This is a genomic window from Micromonospora sp. WMMD737 (genome assembly GCF_049179055.1).
Classification (GTDB): domain Bacteria; phylum Actinomycetota; class Actinomycetes; order Mycobacteriales; family Micromonosporaceae; genus Micromonospora; species Micromonospora reichwaldensis.
This window is the reverse complement of sequence record NZ_JBMHMH010000001.1, coordinates 3,473,884-3,495,064: the sequence shown is the minus strand read 5'-3', so window position 1 is coordinate 3,495,064 and position 21,181 is coordinate 3,473,884. Positions and strand designations below refer to the sequence as shown.

The 21,181-nt window shown below is 67.3% G+C and carries 18 protein-coding genes; 8 read left to right on the top strand and 10 right to left on the bottom strand.

Features of this window, described 5'->3' with window-relative positions; genetic code table 11:
- Positions 1-84: 84 nt before the first annotated feature.
- The 4 genes from ACN27A_RS14915 to ACN27A_RS14900 form a co-directional block, all read right to left on the bottom strand.
- A complete protein-coding gene (locus ACN27A_RS14915; RefSeq protein WP_421453704.1) occupies positions 85-621 on the bottom strand; it encodes a hypothetical protein in 537 nt (178 codons plus the stop codon).
- A 124-nt stretch (positions 622-745) separates the two neighbouring features.
- A complete protein-coding gene (locus ACN27A_RS14910) occupies positions 746-1,885 on the bottom strand; it encodes a DUF932 domain-containing protein (RefSeq protein ID WP_421453702.1) in 1,140 nt (379 codons plus the stop codon).
- Between the two features lie 652 nt (positions 1,886-2,537).
- Positions 2,538-3,044, bottom strand: a complete 507-nt coding sequence (locus ACN27A_RS14905; protein WP_421453699.1) for a hypothetical protein — start codon at positions 3,042-3,044, stop codon at positions 2,538-2,540.
- Between the two features lie 628 nt (positions 3,045-3,672).
- Entirely contained in the window at positions 3,673-4,164 is a 492-nt protein-coding gene (locus ACN27A_RS14900) for a hypothetical protein (RefSeq protein ID WP_421453696.1), read from the bottom strand.
- Positions 4,165-4,222: 58 nt separating this feature from the next.
- Here ACN27A_RS14900 and ACN27A_RS14895 point away from each other — a divergent pair, with 58 nt between their 5' ends.
- From ACN27A_RS14895 to ACN27A_RS14880, 4 genes are all read left to right on the top strand, one after another.
- Positions 4,223-4,633, top strand: coding sequence for a hypothetical protein (locus ACN27A_RS14895; protein WP_421453694.1), 411 nt, complete (start codon positions 4,223-4,225; stop codon positions 4,631-4,633).
- 447 nt (positions 4,634-5,080) lie between these two features.
- Positions 5,081-5,590: a GNAT family N-acetyltransferase gene (locus ACN27A_RS14890; RefSeq protein WP_421453691.1), complete on the top strand. Its 510-nt coding sequence runs from the start codon at positions 5,081-5,083 to the stop codon at positions 5,588-5,590.
- A gap of 150 nt (positions 5,591-5,740) precedes the next feature.
- Entirely contained in the window at positions 5,741-6,193 is a 453-nt protein-coding gene (locus ACN27A_RS14885) for an SMI1/KNR4 family protein (RefSeq protein WP_357580550.1), read from the top strand.
- Positions 6,194-6,636: 443 nt separating this feature from the next.
- Entirely contained in the window at positions 6,637-6,978 is a 342-nt protein-coding gene (locus tag ACN27A_RS14880; protein WP_421453688.1) for a hypothetical protein, read from the top strand.
- A gap of 635 nt (positions 6,979-7,613) precedes the next feature.
- On the opposite strand, the gene ACN27A_RS14875 is transcribed toward ACN27A_RS14880, so the two are convergent.
- The 6 genes from ACN27A_RS14875 to fxlM all read right to left on the bottom strand — a co-directional run bounded on the left by ACN27A_RS14875 (position 7,614) and on the right by fxlM (position 15,535).
- Positions 7,614-8,729, bottom strand: coding sequence for a hypothetical protein (locus ACN27A_RS14875; RefSeq protein ID WP_421453685.1), 1,116 nt, complete (start codon positions 8,727-8,729; stop codon positions 7,614-7,616).
- A gap of 2 nt (positions 8,730-8,731) precedes the next feature.
- On the bottom strand, positions 8,732-9,691 hold the full coding sequence (locus ACN27A_RS14870) for a thiopeptide-type bacteriocin biosynthesis protein (RefSeq protein ID WP_421453683.1): 960 nt from the start codon (positions 9,689-9,691) through the stop codon (positions 8,732-8,734).
- On the bottom strand, positions 9,673-10,875 hold the full coding sequence (locus ACN27A_RS14865; protein ID WP_421453680.1) for a lanthionine synthetase C family protein: 1,203 nt from the start codon (positions 10,873-10,875) through the stop codon (positions 9,673-9,675). The genes ACN27A_RS14870 and ACN27A_RS14865 overlap by 19 nt, the downstream gene beginning before the upstream one ends.
- On the bottom strand, positions 10,872-13,907 hold the full coding sequence (locus ACN27A_RS14860) for a lantibiotic dehydratase (RefSeq protein ID WP_421458472.1): 3,036 nt from the start codon (positions 13,905-13,907) through the stop codon (positions 10,872-10,874). The genes ACN27A_RS14865 and ACN27A_RS14860 overlap by 4 nt, the downstream gene beginning before the upstream one ends.
- Before the next feature lie 122 nt (positions 13,908-14,029).
- The gene (locus tag ACN27A_RS14855) at positions 14,030-14,218 is read right to left on the bottom strand and encodes an FxLD family lanthipeptide (protein WP_421453678.1); all 189 of its coding nucleotides are present in this window, start codon (positions 14,216-14,218) and stop codon (positions 14,030-14,032) included.
- A 57-nt stretch (positions 14,219-14,275) separates the two neighbouring features.
- Entirely contained in the window at positions 14,276-15,535 is a 1,260-nt protein-coding gene (gene fxlM, locus ACN27A_RS14850; RefSeq protein WP_421453675.1) for a methyltransferase, FxLD system, read from the bottom strand.
- A 670-nt stretch (positions 15,536-16,205) separates the two neighbouring features.
- On the opposite strand from fxlM, the gene ACN27A_RS14845 reads away from it, so the two are divergent.
- The 4 genes from ACN27A_RS14845 to ACN27A_RS14830 all read left to right on the top strand — a co-directional run bounded on the left by ACN27A_RS14845 (position 16,206) and on the right by ACN27A_RS14830 (position 21,045).
- Positions 16,206-17,393, top strand: coding sequence for an ABC-three component system protein (locus tag ACN27A_RS14845; RefSeq protein WP_421453672.1), 1,188 nt, complete (start codon positions 16,206-16,208; stop codon positions 17,391-17,393).
- The gene (locus ACN27A_RS14840) at positions 17,390-17,860 is read left to right on the top strand and encodes a three component ABC system middle component (protein ID WP_421453670.1); all 471 of its coding nucleotides are present in this window, start codon (positions 17,390-17,392) and stop codon (positions 17,858-17,860) included. Before ACN27A_RS14845 ends, ACN27A_RS14840 begins: the two co-directional genes overlap by 4 nt.
- A 4-nt stretch (positions 17,861-17,864) precedes the next feature.
- Complete coding sequence (locus ACN27A_RS14835) at positions 17,865-19,817, top strand: DUF3732 domain-containing protein (RefSeq protein WP_421453667.1); 1,953 nt, start codon at positions 17,865-17,867, stop codon at positions 19,815-19,817.
- 94 nt (positions 19,818-19,911) lie between these two features.
- Positions 19,912-21,045, top strand: a complete 1,134-nt coding sequence (locus ACN27A_RS14830; protein WP_421453664.1) for a hypothetical protein — start codon at positions 19,912-19,914, stop codon at positions 21,043-21,045.
- Positions 21,046-21,181: the final 136 nt, after the last annotated feature.

The following is a 21,181-nucleotide window of genomic DNA, read 5'->3' as shown; positions in this document are numbered from 1 at the left end:
CGGTGGTTTCTGGGGCCTCTGTCGAACGCGGTGGTGGATTGCGTGTGGATCGCTGTGGAGTTGTCAAGGGACCGGGCTGATCAGTCAGGCCACTGTGGCAAGGGCGGTGAGGTGTGGGCGGTTAGGTGGTGACGGCATGGTGCAGTCGGTGCAGGTGCCGCCGTCCCAGCGGTGTTTGCTGGCACCGTCGCCTGCGGGGCACGGCATGAGTTGTAGGTCGGCGAGTTGTGCTCGGTTCAGGCAGACGGGGCACAGGCCCCAGTTGGCGGTTGGTGGGCCGGAGATCGAGGTGTCGCAGTGGGTGCAGCAGCAGCCGGCTTGCCGGAGGGCTTGACCGATGACGTCGGCTGTGGCGATTGCGCGGCGGGCGTCGGCGGCGAGCCGTTTCCACGCGGCAGTGTTTTGCACGCGCCGCCAGTCCTCGTCGGTCAGTGCGGGGCTGGGCAGCGTGGCGGGGTCGTCTGCCTGGGCGTGTAGGTACGCCTCGACTTCCGCGCGGCCGAACAGGGGGCCGGTCCATTGAAAGGTGCGGGCGAGTACGGATACGAGGTGTCGCGCGTCGGGCTCTGCGAGGTTTCGGGGCAGTGATACGCCGTGAGGCAGCCCGATGAACATGGGCATGGGTGCTCCATCGGTGAAAGAAGATCGGCACGGGATGGCACACGAGAACCGTGCGTGCATCGGCGGTAGTGCGGGTGCGGGCCGCCGGGGGTCGGGTGCCGCTGGGGCGGCACCCGACCGACGGTCAGAGCGTGGCAGCGATCTCCATGGCACGGATGCCGACGCTTTCCATGTCGAATGCGGCATCGGGGTCGTTGAGGGTCTGCGCGGCGCTGGTGACCGCGTGCAGCATGCCTCCGGCGGTGCGGTCCCCGCCGTCGATGAAGTGGTTGAGGATCAGGCGCTGCTGGTCCTCGGTGAAGCGCAGCCGCTGCCCGACGACGCGGATGGTGTGGTCCGGGTCCGCGATGCGCCGGCCCGCCTTCTCCTCGATCTCCTCGATCTTGCGGCGAACGTAGCGGACATCAAGGAAGCGGCGCACGGCGTCGCGGGCCTGCTTACCGATAAGGCTGAGATTCGCCTCGTGGGTGTCGTTGCTCCACCGGATCGTGCCCTCGTCCATCTTCGCGCCCAGGTGAACCGCACGCAGGGCGTCTTTGGTGACGGTCACGCCATTGTCGCAGACCTGAACGACGATACGCGGGGTGATGGTCATCGCGCCGGAACCGGTTTCGCTGTTGGTGAAGACGAGCCCAGCGAAGACAGTCGGGTTGTCCGCGCCGGTCGCTCCGGTGAAGGGGCTGCGGTAGTTACGCAGCAGAGTCGGGGCAAGCGACTTGATCGCCTCGGAGTGGACCCGGACGACCATGCGCCGCTCGCTCAGGTCGCACGCGAGGTTCACCTGCAGCCCGGACTCACGGATGCCGGTCAGTACGGACATCAACACGTCCAGGTGGTCGATGATCTTGTAGCCGTCGCTGAGGAAGGCGCGCAGGATGCCGCCGCCGTTGCCGTCGGAGAGGCAGCGGGCGAGGTATCGCCTGCCGTGTTGAAGGTCGAGCCAGCCGTTGACGTTGGTGTCGTAGAGGTGCAGGGCCTGGGCGCGGGTCTTGCGCAGGTAGGCGGTGGGGATGCCCAGCTTCTCGCCGAGTCCGGCGTCCCCGAGTTCGGTGGGCAGGTACAGCCCATCGGCGGAGGTGACCCCGGTGTCGGTGAGGACTGGCTCCGCCCCCGTGATGCGCAGATGGCCGGCTTCGGCTCGCAGCATCCCGGTGCCGGCCACGATGTCGAGCTTGTGACCCTGCTGCTGATTGAGGATGGCGGTCAAATCCGCCAAGGAGGCGTGTCGGGCCGACAGGGGAATGGTGCTGATCGTGTCGCTCACGGCACTTCCTTAGGTGAGGTAGTTGGAATTGTTGGTCAATCGGTCGGGGGTTGCCGCCCCTCCCTCATGTATTTAATGATACATGATGAGCGCTTGTCTGTCTACTCGGGAGCACTTTCCTGTGGAGCATTCTGTATGAATCTCGTGCCAAGATTCGCTTGACATGGTGGCAAATGTTGGCCAAAGGTGTGGGTGGCCCGTGGTGAGGCATGGTGAGGCGGATGCCTGGTGACGGAAAGTAATCAGTTGTTGCGTGATTGGCGGCAATCCTGGTTGTGGCATGCGGCTAAGTCGGCTTTCGTGTTACGGCCGGAATTCGTTCGGCCGCTGCCACCGTGGCGCAGTTGACCTCATCTGAGCCGTCGTCGGCCTTCACCTGGGAGTGCCCTCCGGGAAGCCACGAACGCCACCCCTTCCGCCGGTGATGGTTGTTGACCTCAGCTAGACAGGGTGCCCGGTCGGTACGGCGGGTTGCTGGGCTGTTCGCGACGGACGCTGTCGCCATGCTTTGCGGGGCGACACGCCGATTGAAGTCGAAGAATGCAACGGAGCCCTAGCCCGGCCGGAGGAGGACTTCCGGATAGCGGAGGCGGTCGGCGTGACTCAATAGACGAGAGTGATCCGATTGCTCGTCAGCTAGTGCAGCGGTGGTTCACTCGGGCTGTCCAGGATCTCGCAGACTGGCGCCCCTGTTGTTGATCCACTCTTGCGCGCGGCGGCGCTTCCAATAGCGAACTTTGCCTTGTACGGGGGCCGGCTTTTCGTCATCGAAGAAGGGCAGGTAGCCATCCTCTTGGCGTCTCCATGCCGCTCTGCTCAGATCGACGTACCTGGCCCATGCCCCTTGGCTGATGTCGAGAAGTCTCCGAAACTCGGAAGCGGAAATCAATTCCTCTGGGTCGCCGTCAAGGTCAACGTGATGAACACGTGCTCTCGTGGACTCGACGATCTGTGGCAGTAGGATGTCCCGGACGCGATTCAGCTCGTCGATGGGAAACCAGGACTTCTTGTCTTGCTTGACTGGCGCGGGCCAACCAGAGCCCTGCTCGCGTTGCTTGGGTGAGGTCTTGAGTCGGACCGTCGCCTCGGAACGACGTGTGAACTCGGCCGCCCCGGCGATGTCGGTGTGCGGCTGACCACCGATGTTCCGGATCTCCATGCTGCCCCTGCCCGCGACTGTCCAGCGGTGGAAACGACCGGGGGACTCCAACCGCTCGCGCGGACGAAGTGGCAACCCCCCGGCCGCCTGAAACAACCAACAACCCAACCTCACACCGCAAACGCCGTGAACGTGAGGCCGAAGAGCTTCTGATGCTAGCAGTTGAGTCTCAGACCTTCCGATCGCTGAACGCCGTGGCGCCACGGCCAGCGCATCGTGGGTGGTGCTCAGGGCGCTGGGGTGGGTGCGCTGGGCTGAATCTATGGGCCGCGGTTGGCCGGCGGCCGAGAACCGTGCACGTCAGCTGGTGGCGCGAGAGCTCTCCGAGCAGCTGATCGAGGCGACAGTTGACACCGTTGCGGTCCAGCCCCGCAGGACACAACCCGCCGGTCACAGCACCGGTAGCCGGTGAGCTGCAATGCCTGCTTGGGGTGGTTGCGTTCCTCGCCCGGTCCGGCGAGCATGCGCAGCCGGTACTCGGCCCGCTGCCAGAGCCGAGCCCTGGACAGGTTGCGATCGCCGGGGCGGTCTGTGAGCGATCTTCATGGCATGGGCATGGGGTCGCGCAGCAGGCAACCAGGCGCACGCGTGTCGGCGGTCGCCCATGCCTCCCCCGGGCAGCGCAGCCTCAAGCCGAATTTCCAGCTGTCATGCGGTTCAGGATGGTCCGGGCCAGCGCGGCGAGCCGGGTTTGCAGGTCGTCGTCGGCCCGCCCGTCGAGGTCGTCTTCGAGATGCGCGGCCAGGGCGGCGACCGTCGGGAGCAGGTCGTCCAGCGGGCTGCCCTCGTGTCCCACCACGTAGAGACGGTGGGTTCCCACCTCAGCGGGGATGCTGTGGTCGAGGATCCGCTCGCAGGTGTCGGCCGCGACCAGCGCCACCGCCGTCGGTAGCTCCGGCTCCGGGAGTCCGAGTTCGGCGGTGACCGCCGCCAGGCGTCGATTTGCGTGATGCGCCGGCAGTGTCCGAGCTGACTCTGCCGCGAGCGCCACCACGGCGTCGCTGTCCACGCCGGCTACCAGCAGGTCGCAGGCCAGCATTACCGCGTGCTGGGGGTCGGCGTCGTAGAGCAGTGCCCGGGCCTGTTCGGCGCGGAGCCGGCGAAGAAGTTCGTCATCCACGCGCCGAGGCTATTGGGTTGCCACCGGTCATCATGGTCGCCGGCCTATGATTCGCCCCGTGATCCGTCTCCTCACCGCGGGCATGCTGGGCGCCGTCCTGCTCCTCACCGCCTGCACCGATGAAAAGCCATCTGCCAGTCGGCCCACCCCGGACGGTGCCAGCCGTGCCGGTTGTGGCCATCTGGAGAACCAGGTAAAGGACCAGAATCTCTTCTGGGCCGGGAACCACCTCGCGGGCGTGCGGGCGAGCGGCTCGGTCGATCCCGGTGTCAGTGCCGCCGGCCTGGAGTTGATGGAGGCTGCGCAGGAAGCCGGCGACTTGGACGTGAGCAGTGATGGCAAGGCGGACATGACACAGGCCGAGGCCCGGATCGGCGAAGCCCAGCAGAAGCTGATGACGGCTTGCCGTGCACTGCTGGGCGAACCGCCGTGGGTGCGACCGGCGCCGGGTTCCGCAACGCCACGTTGAGACCGAAGCCGATGTAGTGACATCGGCACGACCGGTCGCCTGACGGTGTCGGTCTCGCAGGTACGGCCCCCTGACGCCCGCGCGGCGGCAGATGAGAGCACCTGGACGTCACCGTGACGAAGTCTTCAGGATCTCGGTGGTTCGTCTTGGAAGCGCGCCGTACGCTGACCGCTGTCCTCGCCCAAGGTGCGCTGGCTCCGGATGACCGCACCCGCAATCGGAGAGGGTGGCAGCCCGTTCAAGCCGGGCCGAGTCCGGGGGTCGCTCAGCGCACCGGAGCGACCTCAAGCCCTCGTCGCGGCATGAGAGTGCACCGAGTGGGCCGCCGCGTCGACCGCGTCGACCGCGTCGCTTGATGGTTCCGGCTTCCGTGTGTGCTTCAGCAGGCCGACTGGCTCTGGCGGGCATAATGCCTGGGTGGAGTGGCCCTTGAGGGTGCGGACCCCGATGGTTGACGGTGACGTGGTGTTGCGCCCGTACAACGCTGAGCGGGACTCTCCAAACCTGTTCCGGGTGCTGGATGACCCGATCGTCTGGCTACACATCCCCGGAGGGGCCCCGGACTCAGCCGCCACGCTGGCTACCCGGTTTGCGAGGCGCCTGGCTGACGGCCTGCGTTCGACATGGGTCATCGAAGTCGCCGGTGACGTGGTAGGCACTAGCTCCTTCCTCCTCGACCCCGACGACGATGCCGGTGTGGAGATCGGGTCGACGTACCTGTCGCCACGACTGTGGGGTAGCGGCGTCAATCGCCGGACGAAGCGGTTGATGGCGTCTGCGGCGTTTGACGATGGCGCGGCATGGGTGCAGTTTCGCACCGATGAACGCAACCTACGCTCGGCTGCGGCCATCCTCAAGCTCGGCGCAGTAGAGCTTCTCGCTCGCGAAGACCGGTGGATCCGAACCGACGGCACGCGGCGAGTAAGCCGCTTCTTCAGGCTCTTTTCAGGCGTTTGACGCCTCCGCCATCCCGTCGTCTGACGAGAAGCCGGCGCTACTCATCGGCACGCCCTGATGCACCCGTGGGCTGGGGTACCTTGCGTGACGAGCGCTTCGCGGCAGTTGAGTGAGCCGGCGGTTCGTAAGGCCGATGCGTAGTATCCGCGCATGGAGCTTGCGGAGTTCGAGGCGCTGGCGGAACCACTTCGTCGAAAGTCGGCTGCGGAACAAGCCGAGTATGGGTGGGCACTTATCGAAGGCCATACCGCCACCCCGGAGGAAATTACGAGCGTCGAGCGGGAGATGGCGGTAGCTCTGCCGGACAAGTACAAGGCGTTCATGATGCGCTACGGCGGGGGCGCGTTCGGCTTCGTCGAGTTATTCCCGATTGTGCCGGTGCCCTCGTCGTGGGACGACCTCCATACCCTCAACGACCGGGAGTTTCCCGACCGCAGCTTCGTCGCGGTCGCCCCGGTCGGCACCGGCGACCACTGGGGCTTCCCGGTGAGCGACGGCCACTGCCACGAGCAGGTCTGGTTCCGCTTTCACGACGCCGGCGATGACGAGCTCGTCGCCCGGGACTTCCTTGAGTTCATTGCAAGCTACGGGCTCAAGGCCTGACGAGCCGGTGTGCGGCGATTGTCTCCGTACACCGTCGTCGGGTGGCGCGCGACCTGCGGTAGATCAAGCGCGTCTCTCGTCTCCTATGCTGGCGCTCGGCGTCGGCCGGGTGTCGTCATCTCAAATCGCGGCGGCCCAGACGAAGGCGAGAGACTGGGACGAGGACGTTGACCAGCTTGGCAAGGGCGAGTCAGGACGCATGCGCTGCGGCGCTTCACCGCTACGGATTCGCCGCCAAGCGCAGAGGTCTTCTGCTTCAGACGAGTGGTTCCAGAGCAACGTCGGGATGGCTGGGACTCAATCTCGCCACGTGGTCGCTACCTCAGGTCCTGCATATCAACCCCGTAGTCGGCATCAGGCACGACTCCCTAGAAGCCATCCTGGTTCCCACTGCCGGTTGGCCGGCACCCGTAGCGTCGGTCAGCAGGCCCCTGGGCTACTTGATGCCGCAGAACACCTTCGTCCAGTGGGACTTCTCCGCGACTGGCGATCTGGCGGCGGTAGCGGAGGACCTTGCTGATGCAGTCGCGACCTACGGCCAGCCCTTCATCGACCACTGGTCGGACTGGAACACGTTCTCCCGTGAGATCGCCAGCTCTGATCTCCTCCTTGACAACGTCCGCTTCGCCATGTTGCCGGCCGTAGCCGCAGTCAACGGCAACTACGAGCTTGCGGACCGGCTGATCCGACAGGAACTCGAACGCACGGCAGGCGAGCAGGACGCCTACTCGAATGGGTATCGCGACTTCGCCGAGAAGTTCCGCAGGGCTGTTTTGACGCACTGATCTCGGCAGTTCCGGGTGCGTGCCGGGGCGCCGTCCCGCTCACGTTTAGCGACGCGCGGATCGCCGCAGATGAGCGCATCTCCGCTTGATGCTGGGCGGTCACAGTTCTATGTGTCGTCGGCGCGTGAAATCGGACCCTGCTCAGGCGCGTGGGTGCCCGATCCGGGGTCCGATTTCACGCGTCGCCGAGTGCGCCGTGAGGTGCTGTTGATTCGAGTGGAGGTGAGAGACCTTCACCGCCTGCCCTGTCGCAGCAGGGAGGTGGAGCTGAGGGCAGCTCGACCCGGGCGACGCCTGAGCGCGGCCCAGCGGCAGTGAGGGCTCGTTCGCCGGTTGCGGTCAGGCTGACGGTTATCGCTCGCTGATGCGGGATCAGGACAACCAGTCGCAGGCTCAGCAGCAGGTTGATCATGTCGCGGACGGCTGTTTCTTTGACGCTGGCGTGCGTCGCCAGTGCATTGGTCAGTGTGCGAACCGTCCAGTGCCTCCCGGGCTGTTGCACGAGGATCTGATAGATCCGGTGCCGTGCCGAGGTTGGCCGCCTCAATGGGGTAGACATCACAGCGTTCCGAATCGTGTGATGAAAGCAGGGCGTGACGCGGATGCTGTGCCGTACTCGGGTCCGCCCATTTCTCTCAACTTCCGACGGAGCATGTCAGGGCATCGCTCGCGATTTGCACTGCTTCGCGGAGAGTCCGCAGGGTTGCCTCGGACATTGAGCCGGCCCTGAGACCGGCTGTTGTCATGATGTGGGCGAGAGCGTGCTCATGTGGCTCTTTGAGGTGCAGGGCGGTGCGGTGGCCGAGGACTTCCCGGGCGGCGTATCCGTCGGGTTCTTCGAGGACCTCAGTGGCCACGTGGCGCAGGAGTTGTTGAGCGGTGGCCTCGTCGTACTTGCTGGACAGCGTGGCGACCGTGAGGCCCCATCGGACGCGATAGACGGCGTAATCGGTGACGGGTCCCTGTGCGAGGAACTGCTCGACCATGGCGGACACTTCAGAGCCGGCTGTCGCGGGCGTTGCACACATCGTTGTCAGGCATGAGCCGACCTGTTGTTCCCATGGTTGGGTGATGGCGCTGTCATCGAGGATGACGCGGGCGGTGTCGGTGTCTCCGCGCAGGAGGTGAGCGATGATCGTGGCTTGTCGTCCTTCCATGAGGTGACCGCCGATGCCGTTGAGTGTGTGGGCGTGTGCGACGGCGTCGTCCCACCGGCCGGCGAGGGCGAGGATGCGGATGCCTTCGCTGAGGTGTTGCAGCCAGGTCCACTGGCGCAGCTTGCCGAGCTCGTCGCGCGTGCCGGTCAGGTTGGTCAGTGGCAGTGTCCGGCCGTCGACGACCAGGTTGGTGCCTGTGGTGACGGCCTGGTACATCGCCTGGAGCAGGTGCAGTGCGGGCTGGCCGTTGTCGGCGCGGATCTGTAGGCGGGCGAGGTTGAGGACGGGTTCGAGCAGGTAGCTGGCTTGCAGGGCGGTGAGGATGCCGCGTTGCCGGTAGATGTTGATGTGGTCCCAGCACCATTGGTAGGCGAGGTCCGGCAGGCCGCAGTCGCTGGCGATCAGCGCGGCTTTGTTCAGGGCGTGGGCCGCTTCGGCGATGCCGTTGTCGTTGTGCGTGGCAGCTATTTCGGCGAGTTCGGCGACTTCGGTGACGCGGTCGGTCAGGGCGGGGCATGCGGGTCGGGGTCGGCCGAGCAGTGGGAAACGGCGGACGGCGGCGCGGATGGTGGCGGGGTCGAGGGCGGTGTTCATGGTCAGCTCCGCGGCAGGAACGCTTCGAGTGCGGCGCGGGCGAGGATGCCTTGGGTGTGGGCGGGTAGCCCGAGTCGGTTCCAGTGGAAGATCACGACGTGGCTGGTGACGGCGCGGAGGCCGCGGTGGAGGGTGCCGGCTGCCGCGGCGGCGGCGAGTGCGCGTCCGGCGTCTGTGTGCGCGCGGTGCCATGGGGCGGCGAAGGGGACTACCCCGTCGGCTGCGAACAGGGCGTTGTCCGTGTCGGGTGCTACCGCGAGGAGGCCGCGTACGTTGGCGGTGAGCGCGTCGAGGTGGCTGTCGGTGATGTGGTCGATCGGGCGCATCTGGGCGACCCGGGCGAAGACGTCGCCGCGTTCGAACCAGTCGAGGCCGGCGGCATGCAAGAGGCCGCCGAGCAGGAGGAGGGACAGTTCGCGGCGGCCGAGGACTGGTTGTGGTTGGCGGAGGTAGGTGAGGACGCCGTGGCTGTCGGCGCAGAACAGGTCGTGCATGATGCGGATGCCGGCTGTGCCGCCGAAGGCGGCGGTTTCCGGTTCGTACAGGCTGGGCCACCACCTGGTGAGTTCGCCGGTGGTGGTGAGGTCGTCGAGGACGTGGTTCACGGCGTCGACGTGGGCGTGGGTGAAGCGCAGGCGCCAGCAGGGATGTTTGCGCAGGAACCACCACCCGCCGCAGGCGCCTCCGTTCGCAAGGTGGTCGAGGCGGGGGCCGAGTGAGGTGACCGCGGTCGTCTCTGCGGTGTTCCAGTCGGGAAACTCGACGCGTACTTGGTACCAGTGGCCGTCAGCGTGTTCGGCGTCGGCGAGGGCGGCGCGGCCGGCGCGGTGGTAGGTGTCGACGGCGTCGGCGAGGTCGGTGGGATCGATGGCTGCGGTCGCCGCGACTGTCTGCAGGGGGGTGCCGGCGAGGACGGTGAGCACGCTGGCGGCCAGTGGGGTGGTCAGGTGATCAGCAGGCATGTGTCCCATCCGGTGTGGGTGGTGCCGTGTCGTGCGGTTTCGGCGGCCAAGTGGATGCCGGCGTGGCCGGTCAGCAGCCCGGCATTACTGTCCTGGTCGTGGTGGTGGGCGGCTGTCTGTATGGCGGTGGCCAGGGCGGGTAGTTGGTGGTGGAGGGCGGGGTCCAAAGCGTCGGCGGTGGCGTGGTGGGCGGTGGCGTAGAGACCGGCGAGGCCGTGGCACAGGCCGAGGTCGGTGAGCCGGCTTCGGTGACGGTCGGTGAGGCAGTCGGCGAGGGCGTGTTCGGCGTCGGCGCGGCGGGCCGGGTCGTTCGTGGCGATCGCGGAGAGTTGGAGTGCGCGGGCGATGCCGGGGGTGCCGTAGCACCAGGACGGCCGGCCTGGTGTGGGCTGGCTGACGCGACCGGTGTGTAGGTCGTCGAGGGTGAGCCACTGCGGCCACCAACTGCCGCCGTCGACGTCGTGCTGGCGCCATCGGTCGAAGTGTTGGGTGAGCTGGTCGATGGCCTCCGCGTGGTGGTCCACGATGTGGCCGTGACGCATTGCGAGGGCCAGCAGGGCGAGGATGCCCGCCGCCCCGTGCGCCATACCGAGGTTGGCGTGCCCACCGGGTGTCGGCAGGGTCGGGTCGGGGTCGTGGGCGGCCCACCAGCCGGGCAGTAGGCGATTGTCCTGCTTACGCGGGCGCACCAGCACCGTCAGGTAGCGCAGCACGTCGGCGAAGGTGTCGCTGTGGGGCATGCGTTGCATCAGCAGTGCGCCGATGCCGGTGAGGCCGTAGAAGAGGTCGTATTCCCCGAGTGAGCCGGCGCCACCGTGCCGCAAACGGGCGGTGGCAGCGGTGAGGCGGCGGCGCGCCAGCCGTGCCACGTGTTCATCGAGGGTCGCCGCCGCGGTCTGGTAGCGATCGTCGGCCGCGGCGGCGCGGTGCAGGAGGAACGCGATGGCGGGGGTGCCGTAGTACAGGCCGGTGTGTTGGCCGCCGTCGAGCGGTCCGGTCGCCGCTGCCCGGATCTGCGCGTGCGCGTCTGCCCAGGATCCGGTGCCGGCGAGGGCCCGTTCGAGGTGCAGCAGAGCGATGCCTGCCGCTCCGGTGGCCAGCGACTGGCGGACGGCGTCCGGACCCTCCATCGTCGGCGTCCCGGCTTCGGCACTGGCGGTGGTGGTGGTCGCTGGCCTGTTCATTGCTGGGTGGTTCGGGCCAGGGCGCGCAGTGCGGCGGCGCGAGCCAGACGGTTGGTGCTCTGCTCGAAGGTGGGATCGACGCCGAGCGCACGGATGTGGTGGTCACGCAGCAGGGTCGGCAGGACACCGGACGGGTCACGCTGCGCGGCGAGAGCGTCGAAGTACCGACGCAGGGCGGTGCTGCGGGCCTGCCACGCGTCGACGACAGCCTTCCCGGCGGTGTGTGACTGTGGCTGCCGCCCGTCGACAGGTAGGTCGACCAGTCGTAGCGTTTGCTCGCACAGTGCACGGTCCAGCGGCCCGGTCTGCTGCGGCAGGCATTGGAGCAGGGCCTGATATCCCGAAGTCCCGTCGGTGGCGAACGCGGCGGCGAGCCGGGCCATGGACGCGGCAGCCAGCGCCTGCGCCGGCACGTTGAGGTCGGCGGCGGCTGCTATCTGGGCGATGACGCAGGTGGTATCGGCGCCGAACACGTCCTCGGCGGCGACGAGCGCCTCGTCGCAGCCGTAGCGGCCGGGATGGTCCTGGTACGGCACGAGCGACAACTGGCCGGGCAGACCACGGGCGGCGAGGTCAGCGGCGAACGCGGCCAAAGCTGCGATGACAGTCGGGTGGTGCTCGCGCCCGGTCAGCCGGAGCACGACGATGAGGTGCTGGTCGGCGTCCATGCGGACCAGGTCGCGCTGTCGCCGAATCCACCACCGGTACACCTCGCCGTGCAGCGTCGCGGTGAACGACGCGAGGTGCCGGATGATGTCGTCGAAACGCGCAGGGTTGCCGGCCAGCCGCGCCTGTACCACGCCCGCGCCGCCGGGCACCTGAAGCCGGCCGGGCGGCGCGAGGTACGGCAGCGGCCGGCGCGCAGGCGTGACGGCGAGCATCGGGATCAGCAGCTCCGCGGCACGGCCGATCCACCCGTGATCATCGGGCTGGGCGTCCTCCCGCAGCTCCACCCGTTCGGCCTGTGCCAGACGATGGCGCAGCAACGCACGGTCGAGCCGGTCATCGAGGTTCAACGGCTGGCGGAACTCGCCGTGACAGAGCACGACACGGGCGGGAACCCGCCAGTGCCGTCGCCACGCCTGCAGCGCGGAGTCCCAGCCGTGGCCGTCTCGCGACGGCAGATGATCGGAGGTGAGGAGCCATCGTGCGGCGGCGAGAATCGTGCGGCGATAGCGAACGCGCGGCAGGTACGGCAGCGTGCGGGCGGCACCGACGTCGAGGGGGCCGAACACTGCGATGCGCGCGTCGGCGACCTCGGCGAGGAAGCGTGCCAGCGGAGGGCTTTGCACGATGGTGTCGAGTGCGTGGGGAATGTGGGGGATGACTCGGCGGCCGGTGGATATCTGCACCAGGTACATCTGGTCGGCGTCGGCGGTGACGGCCAGGTCGTCGAGGCGGATCGGATTACCGGTGGGGTGTTCGGCGAGCGCGACGACGTCGGGCAGGAGCTGGGGGACCCGGGTGACGTTCTCGTTGTGCGGGCGACGCGGCGGAAACGACAGCTGCACCGCCACCGCGTCGCCGTACGGCGAGCCCGGCGCGCAGGCGGCCTGAAGCTGACTCTGCTGGTGGTCGTCGAAGAGGTGGATGAAGCGGCCGACCATACTCGTCGGCGCGCCCGGCGCCGCGGCGAAGCGGAGCCGGAAGTCTCCCCGGTCGAGGGCGTCGATCGATGCGGCGTGAACCGTCACGCCGAGCTCGATACGTGCCGGTGGTATCACGTCTGCCGGCTCGCCCACGGTTAACGCTTCGACATCCGCGTCGGTCAAGACGATCTCGTCGCGTCCGTCGAGCGCGGCCCGCTGCATAAGGGCAAGGAACGTCGCGTCGCGTTCGTTGACGCTGCGCCAGCTCGGGTGCGCGCGGGGTGCACCGAGGTAGCCGGTCGGGTAGCCGAGCCCGGAGTCGGCCAGCAGGTCTCGCACCGTCACGAGCGCTCCCTGGCCGTAGCGGGCCCGGAACCGGGACCGGTAGTCCTGCCAGGCGGTCGACCCGAACGGCTTGGTGCTGACCCGCAGCAGGACATGCGCCGCCTCGACCGCTTCCGTCAGCACCTGCTCGGGAATGCGGACCTGGGCGTCGAGGCGGGTGTCGACCGCCAGCGTGTGTTGGCTGGCGGCAACGACTCCGCGCATCCGCTGCGCGAGCGAGGCTCGGCGCGCGGTCGCCTGCCGTGGGTCGTCGTGGGTGTTGTGTTCCTCGATCAGGTGCCGCACCATCTCCAGGTCGCGCAGCACGGCGGCGATGTCGCCGAACTGCTCGCCGCCAGCGGCTGTCGCTGTCTCGATCACGTGAGTCAGACCGTCGACGGCCGTCATCGGCGGGCGCAGAGCGCTGATGAGAGCGCCCTGCCGCAACAGGTTGTCTAGGACGGTGGTGATCTGTTCGGGCCGGGCCGTGGGGAACCGCTCGGCCAACTCGGCGGCGAGATCGTCGTACCGGACGCCATCGGCGGCGCTGGCGAGTGCCGCTCTCACCGGCGCCGTGTAACGTACGGACGCGTCGCGCAGCGGGACCGCCTTGCCACCGCCCGGGTCGGCCCGGCGGGCGGTGATAAACCGGCCGTCACGAACAACACCGGTGTTGTCGGTAATCACTCGCAGGTGACGACGCAGCTGCGGGTGCTGCTCCAGCCGATCGATCACGGCCGCCAGCCACTCGCTGTCGACCCGCGCCACCGCACGGTGACGCCGTCCTACCTGCACACCGCTTGGTCCGGTGGTGGCGATCGTGACGCCGGCGAACAGACCGAACGGTGTCGCCCGCCGCTGCCAGCGCAGCAGGTAGCCGGCGACGGAGATGACGGCCCGCCGAACCACTTTGGCCGTCACCGTGTCGGGACCCGCGCTGACGCGGTCAAGCTGTTGCGCGAGGGCGGGGCTCGCCAGTGTGAGGGCATCACGGACGTCAGCACGAGCCCACGTCTTCATCAGCCACGGCAGGCCCTCGCCCAGCACAGCGGCGTCGCTGGCAAGGTCCAGCTGCGAAGGCACATCAAGATCGCCGGGATCCGTGGAGGCGCGCACCATGATCACACCGGCGCTACGGAAGATGGGCGGAGCTGGCACGAACGTCGTCCCCTCAACGAAGAAACCGCGCCGTCGGCGCCCAGGCGGGCGCCGACGGCATCGTCGGGATCAGGCGGCCTGGATCAGACCGGGTCGCAGGACTTGGTCGTGCAGGCGCTCGTGCTGCAGCTGCTGCCGCAACCGTCGCTCGTGCTGCACATCATGACCACCAGCGGGGTCGTGGACTCCACGACCCGCATGTCGAGCACGAAGTCGTCGTCGGTGGCGGCGGTAGGGACGTCCGTGCGATCGAGTTCCAGCAACGGGGCCATGTCTTCACGCTCCTCGGGTAGGTCGAACAGGGGTGGGGCGCACCCGGCCGAGGGCGGCTAGCTCGCCGCCGGCCAGGAGATCATGAGCAGGCCGTACGTCTTCGCCAACACCGCCACGTTGGCCGGCGCACTGCCGGCGTTGGTGCCGGACGGCCAGTAGGCGAACGTCGGTGCCGGCCTGCGATGGGCCAGCTGATACCAGGCCTGAATCTGTTCCGTCATCGCCGCCGCGGCGTCCTTACCGTGTGCCCCGAAGGCACGGGCCCCGAGCTCGGCACCCGCGTCACCCTCAGCCGGACGCCAGGCCAGGTAGGCAAACGAGTCACCGCGCACGACACCGAACGGAAACCAACGACGCTCGGCAGCCAGGTCGGTACCGTCGTCCGCCGCGAGCAGGCAGAAACCCGGCAGGAATCCGGCCAGCCACAGGTGAAGATCCGCGAAGGACTCGCTGTGTCCGACCGTGACTCCCGACCAGACCTCGCTGCGTTCGGTGTCCAGCACACCATCCAGCTGACGAACGTCGTCCGGGGCGCCGACGTCGAAGCGCAGGCTGACGAACCGACCCTGCCGGTCAGGTAGCCGGAAGATCCGCTCGGGCCGCGCACCATCGCCCTGCAGGGGCACGAACCCCGCCACCTCACTAGAGGTACTGATCAGATGGTCGCCGTCGCGGCGCAACGCGATCGTCCGGGTCACGCCGTTCATCCGCAGCGGCACCACGATCACCCCGTCCGAGGCGAGGTGCTCCAGCCAGGCCGGAGGAATGTCCCACACACCGACCGTGACCAGGATCCGGTCGAACACACCCTCACCGGGCACGCCGTGCACCGCGTCGGCCTGCACCACCCGTACCCGGTGCTCGTAGCCCGCCTCGCGTAACAGGACCTCGGCGCGGTCAGTGATGTCCGCGTCGATATCCACGCTAACGACGTGCCCGTCCACCCCCACGACCTCAGCCAGCAGTGCGGCGTTGTAACCACCCGAACCGATCTCCAGAACCCGCATCCCGGGCCCGACACCGGCTTGTTCGATCATGCGCGCCTGGATGTACGCGGCGCTGACCGAGGACAGGTGCACCCCGTGCTCATCCGTCTTGGTGATCACCGACTGATCGATGTCGTAGACGACCGCGAGTGGAGTGCCAGCAGGCACGAACGCATGCCGCGGCACCGCCCGGAACGCCGCCTCCACGACCGAGGAGGTGATCATGCCGTCAGCGATGAGCCGATCCACGAGGGCGTCTCGGATTCTGTCAACCTGATCCGAGGAACTCGGTACGTCAGCTGTGTGCGTCACTCGGCGCTCCAATCTCATGTTTCTCGTGCCGTCTGGTACTGGCAGTGCCAAGTGCAGGTACCGCGTCACGCAGGGCCGACGGAACCTGCCGTCTGCAGGCCGGTGGGGCACGAGCGGCCCACCTGCCGCATGAATCCCTACCGAGTACGCTTCACACGATCACTTATGGTGACCAGCGCGGGAATACCGACTTGCGGTCCGACTTTGCTGCAACCCATGTCCGCTTCCGTCCGTGACATCATGGAAGCGTGTGATCTAGACAGTCGCTGGCATAGTCGGTATGGCCGCAAGCTGGTCGAGGGGAGAGACAGTGCCTCGCCAACCGAACATCATGACCAGCCCGAACACTCGAACACCGTCTTCAGCGGTGCCCGGCGATGCCTCCCCTCGCCGACACGTCCTGGCCAGTGCATGTCCCGCAGCGAACAGGCCGACGCAGTCAACGCAGCGCTTGACGCGATCTACCGGGCCGCGACGGAGTCAGGTCGGCGCAGAGCCCGACGGGTCCAGGTAGCCACGATCGCTCAGCGGGGAGCCGTGCTTCGGCAGTGCTGTCAACTCGTCGTACCGAGAGTCCCTCGCGTCATCTTGGAGTGCCCTGCCGAACAGTGGATTGCTGCCCGGCCCGTCGGCCAAAAGAGCGACGGAAGCCTGGACATGATCGGCTCACTCCGCGACACTACGCGTCGTGTCGTCGTCGTTGCACAACGCCGCACCATCTGCACTTGGCTACCTGTACCAGTCACAGTGGCCGTTGCTTGAGCTGCTGCGGCGGTCCGAAGAGAGGCCGGACTGTGCTATCACCCTGGAGTTGCACGACGATGTCGCTTGGGAGCGAGACGGAACACCTACTGAGTTGTTACAGCTGAAGCATCACCTCCGTGCCGGCCGAGGGTTGGGTGACAAGGACGTCGACATATGGCGCACGCTCAGAGCGTGGATGGAAACCCAGGACGTCGGTGATCCGGAGGGCCCGACGCTGACCATGGTGACGACGCAGACCGCGGGACCGCACAGCGCCGCAGCGGCGCTACGACCGCTGGAACGAGACGTCACGCGGGCGCTGGCGTTGCTGGAGGCCGCGGCAGCGGATTCGACCGCCGAGGTGAGCGCTAGTTGGCGTCGCCAGTTCCTCGACCTTGACCCCGCAGTGCGCGCAGTCTTCGTCGCCCGTATCTATCTGCTGGATGCCGCACCTCTGATTCGCGATCTGGACGATGCGGTGCGTCGGGTCCTGCGCTGGGCGCTGCCACGCGGGCACGAAGACACCTTCATGGGGTTGCTGTGGTCGTGGTGGCACGCCAAGGTCGTCGACCTGCTGCAGGGGCGTCGACGACGGGTCAACGCCGTCGATGTCGCGGTGAAGATTGATGAGCTGCGTGACCAGTTCACTCGCGACAACCTTCCGACGCTGGTGCAGCCGGAGCACTTCGATCCTGCCGAAGAAGTGACCTACCTGGACCGGCGCTTCGTGCAGCAACTGCGCTGGGTCGGCACACCGGCACGGCTGATACAGAAGGCGATCATCGATTACTACCGGGCGTATGCGCAGACAGCTCGTTGGATCGATGACGACCTCATCGGCCTCGATGAGTTGGAAGCGTTTGAGGCACGGTTACGCGACGAGTGGGAACGCGAGTACGAGTGGATGGTGGCCGAGCTACCTGCCGACGCGGACGAGGATGCCAAGCGGCGGGCCGGGCTGCGGCTGCTGCGCGAGACTCTCGATCGCACCGGCATCCGGGTTCGCGACCGCTACGACGAGTCGTTCTTCTGCCGGGGCAAGCACCACGAACTCGCCGATGCGGGTCGGGTGGGTTGGCATCCCGAGTTCGCCGACAGGGTTGGGTCGTTGCTGCTGGCGGCCAGCCAGTGACAGCTTGGCAGGATCGACCGCAGGTGGCGGCGGCGTACCTCAACCCAGCGATGGTGGCGACTGTGTTGGCCGCTGCCGCAGCTGGTTACCGTACTGAACGGCAGCGGACGATGATTTGGCCCCTGGCGTTTGTCGTCGCACCTCTGGTACTGCACCGCAGCACCCGCCAGGCGTTGCCCCGCAGCACCACGACGCACCTCGCTTCGTGGGTGTCCCGCAACGCTCTGCTGCACACTGGCTTCGCGGCGCGGGCGCGGGCACTTACGCCGACGGTCCGGGAGGGCCTCCGGTTCGGGCTGCGCCATGGAGTCTTGACCGTTGAGGCTGGCGGGCTCAGCGGCGCGGTCGGGAAGAGCCGCGACCCTGAGCTTCGGCAACTGCTGCGCAGTGCACAACTAGTGGGCCGCTGGCTGGCCAAGGCTGACGAGCCCGGCACCGCCTTCGCGATTCTCGGTGTGGAGCCCTGACGACATGAATCTGCTAGCGATCGTGCTGTACAACCGAGCCGGTGACCGGCGCGTGGTCGACTTCCGGCCCGGTGAGCTGAATATCGTCACCGGCTGGTCGGCCACCGGCAAGAGTGCCTTGCTCGACATCACCGAGTTCTGCTTGGGCCGTGACACCGTCACCATGCCAGTTGGGCCGATTACCAACACCGTCTCGTGGTACGCGGTGCTTGTCCAGCTACCCACCACCCGCGCGTTCGTCGCCCGCCCAGCCCCACGGGCCGGTCGCGCCTCCACCCAACAAGCAATGCTGGAACTCGGCGCGGATCTGCAGCCGCTGGATCACGCCGACCTGATGGTCAACGTCGACTCCGACACCGTCCGCCAGCAGCTCGGCCGGCTTATCGGGATCGGCGAGAACCTGCACCTCCCCGAGGCCGGTGCCCTACGTGCCCCTCTGGAGGCCCACCTCGGCCACGCACTGCTCTTATGCCTGCAACGCCAGGGCGAAATTGGTAACCGCGACCTGCTGTTCCATCGGCAAGGCGACCGCGGGATCCACCAGGCGATCACCGACACACTGCCGTACTTCCTTGGCGCCGTGCCGGGCGACCAAGCCGCCAGGCGCCAGCAGTTGCAGACCGCTCGCCGCCAGCTTCGCCGCCTTGAGGCCGACCTGGCCGCTGCCGAGAGACTCAACCGCGACGTAGAGGTCGAGCTCCGAGCGTTGCTGAACGAAGCCCACGCCAAAGGGCTCATCGTCAGCACGGACGTCGACGGCCGTGACGCTGCCGTGGAAGCGCTGACACAGGCCCTCGGTACCCCCACCGTCGACCTAGCCATCGACCACAACAACGACACCCGACGCCGGGAACTCGAACAGCGCCGCGACAACCTGCGCCGACAGTTGCGGGTCATCGGCGAGCAACGCGCACTACTGGATGACCAAGCTCGTGGCGAGCGCGACTACCAGACAGCCGTCCGCGTCGGTGCCGGCCGGCTGCAAAGCCTGGAGTTAGTGCAACCCAACGGTCACGTCGACGCCGACATCTGCCCGATATGCGGCAACGGCCTGGGCGAGCCCGATCCCCAGATCAGCGAGTTGCAGCAGACCCTTGATGATCTTCGGAGCCAGCTCCGGGCCGTCGAGAGCGCCCAGCCGCGACGTGTAGCTGCCCTCCACGAACTCGAGCGCCACGCCGACAGCGTCCGCCAAGAGCTACGCGGAGCCGACGCTGCCCTGGCCGGAATCCGCGCCGCTGACGCCGCCCTCGATGCGGCCCGCAGCCGTGGAGAAGACCGAGCCTTCACCAAGGGACGCATCGACCTATACCTAACCCGCCTACGCCAAGCCGGAGATGAAAACACCCTCGACGATCTACGCACCCGCGTCGAAATAGCCCGTCGCAACGTCGACCGTCTAGCCGCCGACCTCGACCCCGACGAAGAACGTGAGCAGGTAACCTCACGGCTCGGCGTCGTCGGCGCCGACATGACCCGTTGGGCGGACCGACTTGAACTCGAGCACCGCGGCGGCAACATCCGTCTCGACCTGCACCGCCTCACGGTCGTCATCGACACCGACAGCGGGCCAGCACCGCTGTTTCGCATCGGCAGCGCCGAGAACTGGATCGGCTACCACCTCATCGCCCACCTCGCACTGCACCGCTACTTTGTTCGCCAGCGCCGACCGGTGCCCCACCTGCTCATGCTCGACCAGCCCACTCAGGCGTACTACCCGTCCGAGGTCGACCAGCACCGCGGCATCCCCAGCCGTGACGATGACCGTGCCGCCGTACGTCGCCTGTTCGAGTTCATGCGAGACGTCGCCAATGAGCTGGCACCCGACATGCAAATCATCGTGTGCGATCACGCTGACCTCCCCGAACCCTGGTTCCAGCGGGCCGTACGCCACAACTGGCGCGGCGATGCTCTGATCCCCGACGAGTGGATCGGAAGCAACTCCGACGCTCGCTGAAGCCTGGCGCCTGTCCGCGTACGTGAAATAGCGGGCTGGCTCCTCATACCAGAGCCGTCTTGCCAACGGCCCTGTCTCACAACGGTGGTTGCAGATGAAACAGTTTGACGAGGCGGAGACCAGCGAGCGCCGTCGAAATGCCCTCGGACGTCTGGTCGCACACGAGAACACTGCCAGCGACCTGCTTGCCTTCCTCTTCGAAATAGACCCGCGGCCCCTGCTGCGCCTACTGAACCTGCACGGTGGGCCCTACACCTGTCAGCGCGAGGTCCAAGCCGGCAAGGGAAAAGGCCGCCTTGACCTGGTCCTACGGCGGCAGGACAGCGGAAAGCCGGTCGCCGTGCTGGAGATGAAGGGCGCATCCGACGTTCACGGCGACCAACTCGACCGGTACAACGTATGGGCCGAGAACGTCGAGCCAACCGCCCCACGACGGTTCTACTGCACCCTCCACGGCGACGAAGCAACCCCGCCGGCACCGTGGCAGCCCTTGAGTCTGACCGCCCTCTTCGACGCCTGGCAGTCCTGCGATGACGCCCATGCCGCGTGGCTGGCACGCGAGATAGCCTCTGTTCTACGTACCTGGGACGCCGAGGCCGACGGTCTCATCGGGCAAGCCACCGGCTGGTATGTCCCAGACCTCGTAAGCCGGCGAACCGCCGCGGCCGTCAACGCCGACCTGCGGCGCGCCCACGATGCCAGCGGGGCCCGCGCCTCACGCACCAGCGGCGGCAACCCCATGTTCATGGCATGGCGCCGGCACCCCCGCGGATCCGGCGACGCCCGGATCGGCGTGGACGTACGCTGCGAAGGCCGTGGCGCTCCGCAGCGCCCGTGGCTGCTCCGCCCATGCGTGGAAGTCCTAGCCGACGGGCAGGCCGCACTCCTCGAAGCACATGATCTAGCCGTGAAGCTGCAGCCAGCGATGGTACTAACAGCCATCCGGGACGCGCTGAACGCGCAGGGGTGCAGTCCGGTTGCGGCGGCCCTGCACGCCAACCAGCACGATGGTCTGGCTTATCCCGCCGACCCCGGTGTTCTGGCCGACTGGCGCGCACGGATCACCAACGGTGATCAGCCACGCCGGCGGCACCCGGTCTTCTTCCACGACCGAGGTCTGCGGTTGGCTACCCAGATTCGTGTCCAGACCGCTGGTCTCACCCGCCACGATCTCGCGGCAATGACGACGGTTGCTCTCGATCACCTAGCAACACACGCGTTGCCCTGACGGCAGGGCCCCGGCAAAGTCGTGAGGGTGTCCGGCTTGATCCGCTTGGTGTAGACGCGCCCTTGCTGGTGGTAGCAGGGCGGGCATGACCCGTTCAGATGATCATCGAGGTTCTCTACGCCTTGTTGATCGTCCG

Coding starts and splice junctions, on each gene's coding strand:
- ACN27A_RS14915 (WP_421453704.1), bottom strand. CDS start 621: ATGCCCATGTTCATCGGGCTGCCTCACGGCGTATCACTGCCCCGAAAC.
- ACN27A_RS14905 (WP_421453699.1), bottom strand. CDS start 3,044: ATGGAGATCCGGAACATCGGTGGTCAGCCGCACACCGACATCGCCGGG.
- ACN27A_RS14890 (WP_421453691.1), top strand. CDS start 5,081: ATGGTTGACGGTGACGTGGTGTTGCGCCCGTACAACGCTGAGCGGGAC.
- ACN27A_RS14885 (WP_357580550.1), top strand. CDS start 5,741: ATGGAGCTTGCGGAGTTCGAGGCGCTGGCGGAACCACTTCGTCGAAAG.
- ACN27A_RS14880 (WP_421453688.1), top strand. CDS start 6,637: ATGCCGCAGAACACCTTCGTCCAGTGGGACTTCTCCGCGACTGGCGAT.
- ACN27A_RS14875 (WP_421453685.1), bottom strand. CDS start 8,729: ATGAACACCGCCCTCGACCCCGCCACCATCCGCGCCGCCGTCCGCCGT.
- ACN27A_RS14870 (WP_421453683.1), bottom strand. CDS start 9,691: ATGCCTGCTGATCACCTGACCACCCCACTGGCCGCCAGCGTGCTCACC.
- ACN27A_RS14865 (WP_421453680.1), bottom strand. CDS start 10,875: ATGAACAGGCCAGCGACCACCACCACCGCCAGTGCCGAAGCCGGGACG.
- ACN27A_RS14860 (WP_421458472.1), bottom strand. CDS start 13,907: ATGGTGCGCGCCTCCACGGATCCCGGCGATCTTGATGTGCCTTCGCAG.
- ACN27A_RS14855 (WP_421453678.1), bottom strand. CDS start 14,218: ATGGCCCCGTTGCTGGAACTCGATCGCACGGACGTCCCTACCGCCGCC.
- fxlM (WP_421453675.1), bottom strand. CDS start 15,535: ATGAGATTGGAGCGCCGAGTGACGCACACAGCTGACGTACCGAGTTCC.
- ACN27A_RS14835 (WP_421453667.1), top strand. CDS start 17,865: ATGAATCTGCTAGCGATCGTGCTGTACAACCGAGCCGGTGACCGGCGC.
- ACN27A_RS14830 (WP_421453664.1), top strand. CDS start 19,912: ATGAAACAGTTTGACGAGGCGGAGACCAGCGAGCGCCGTCGAAATGCC.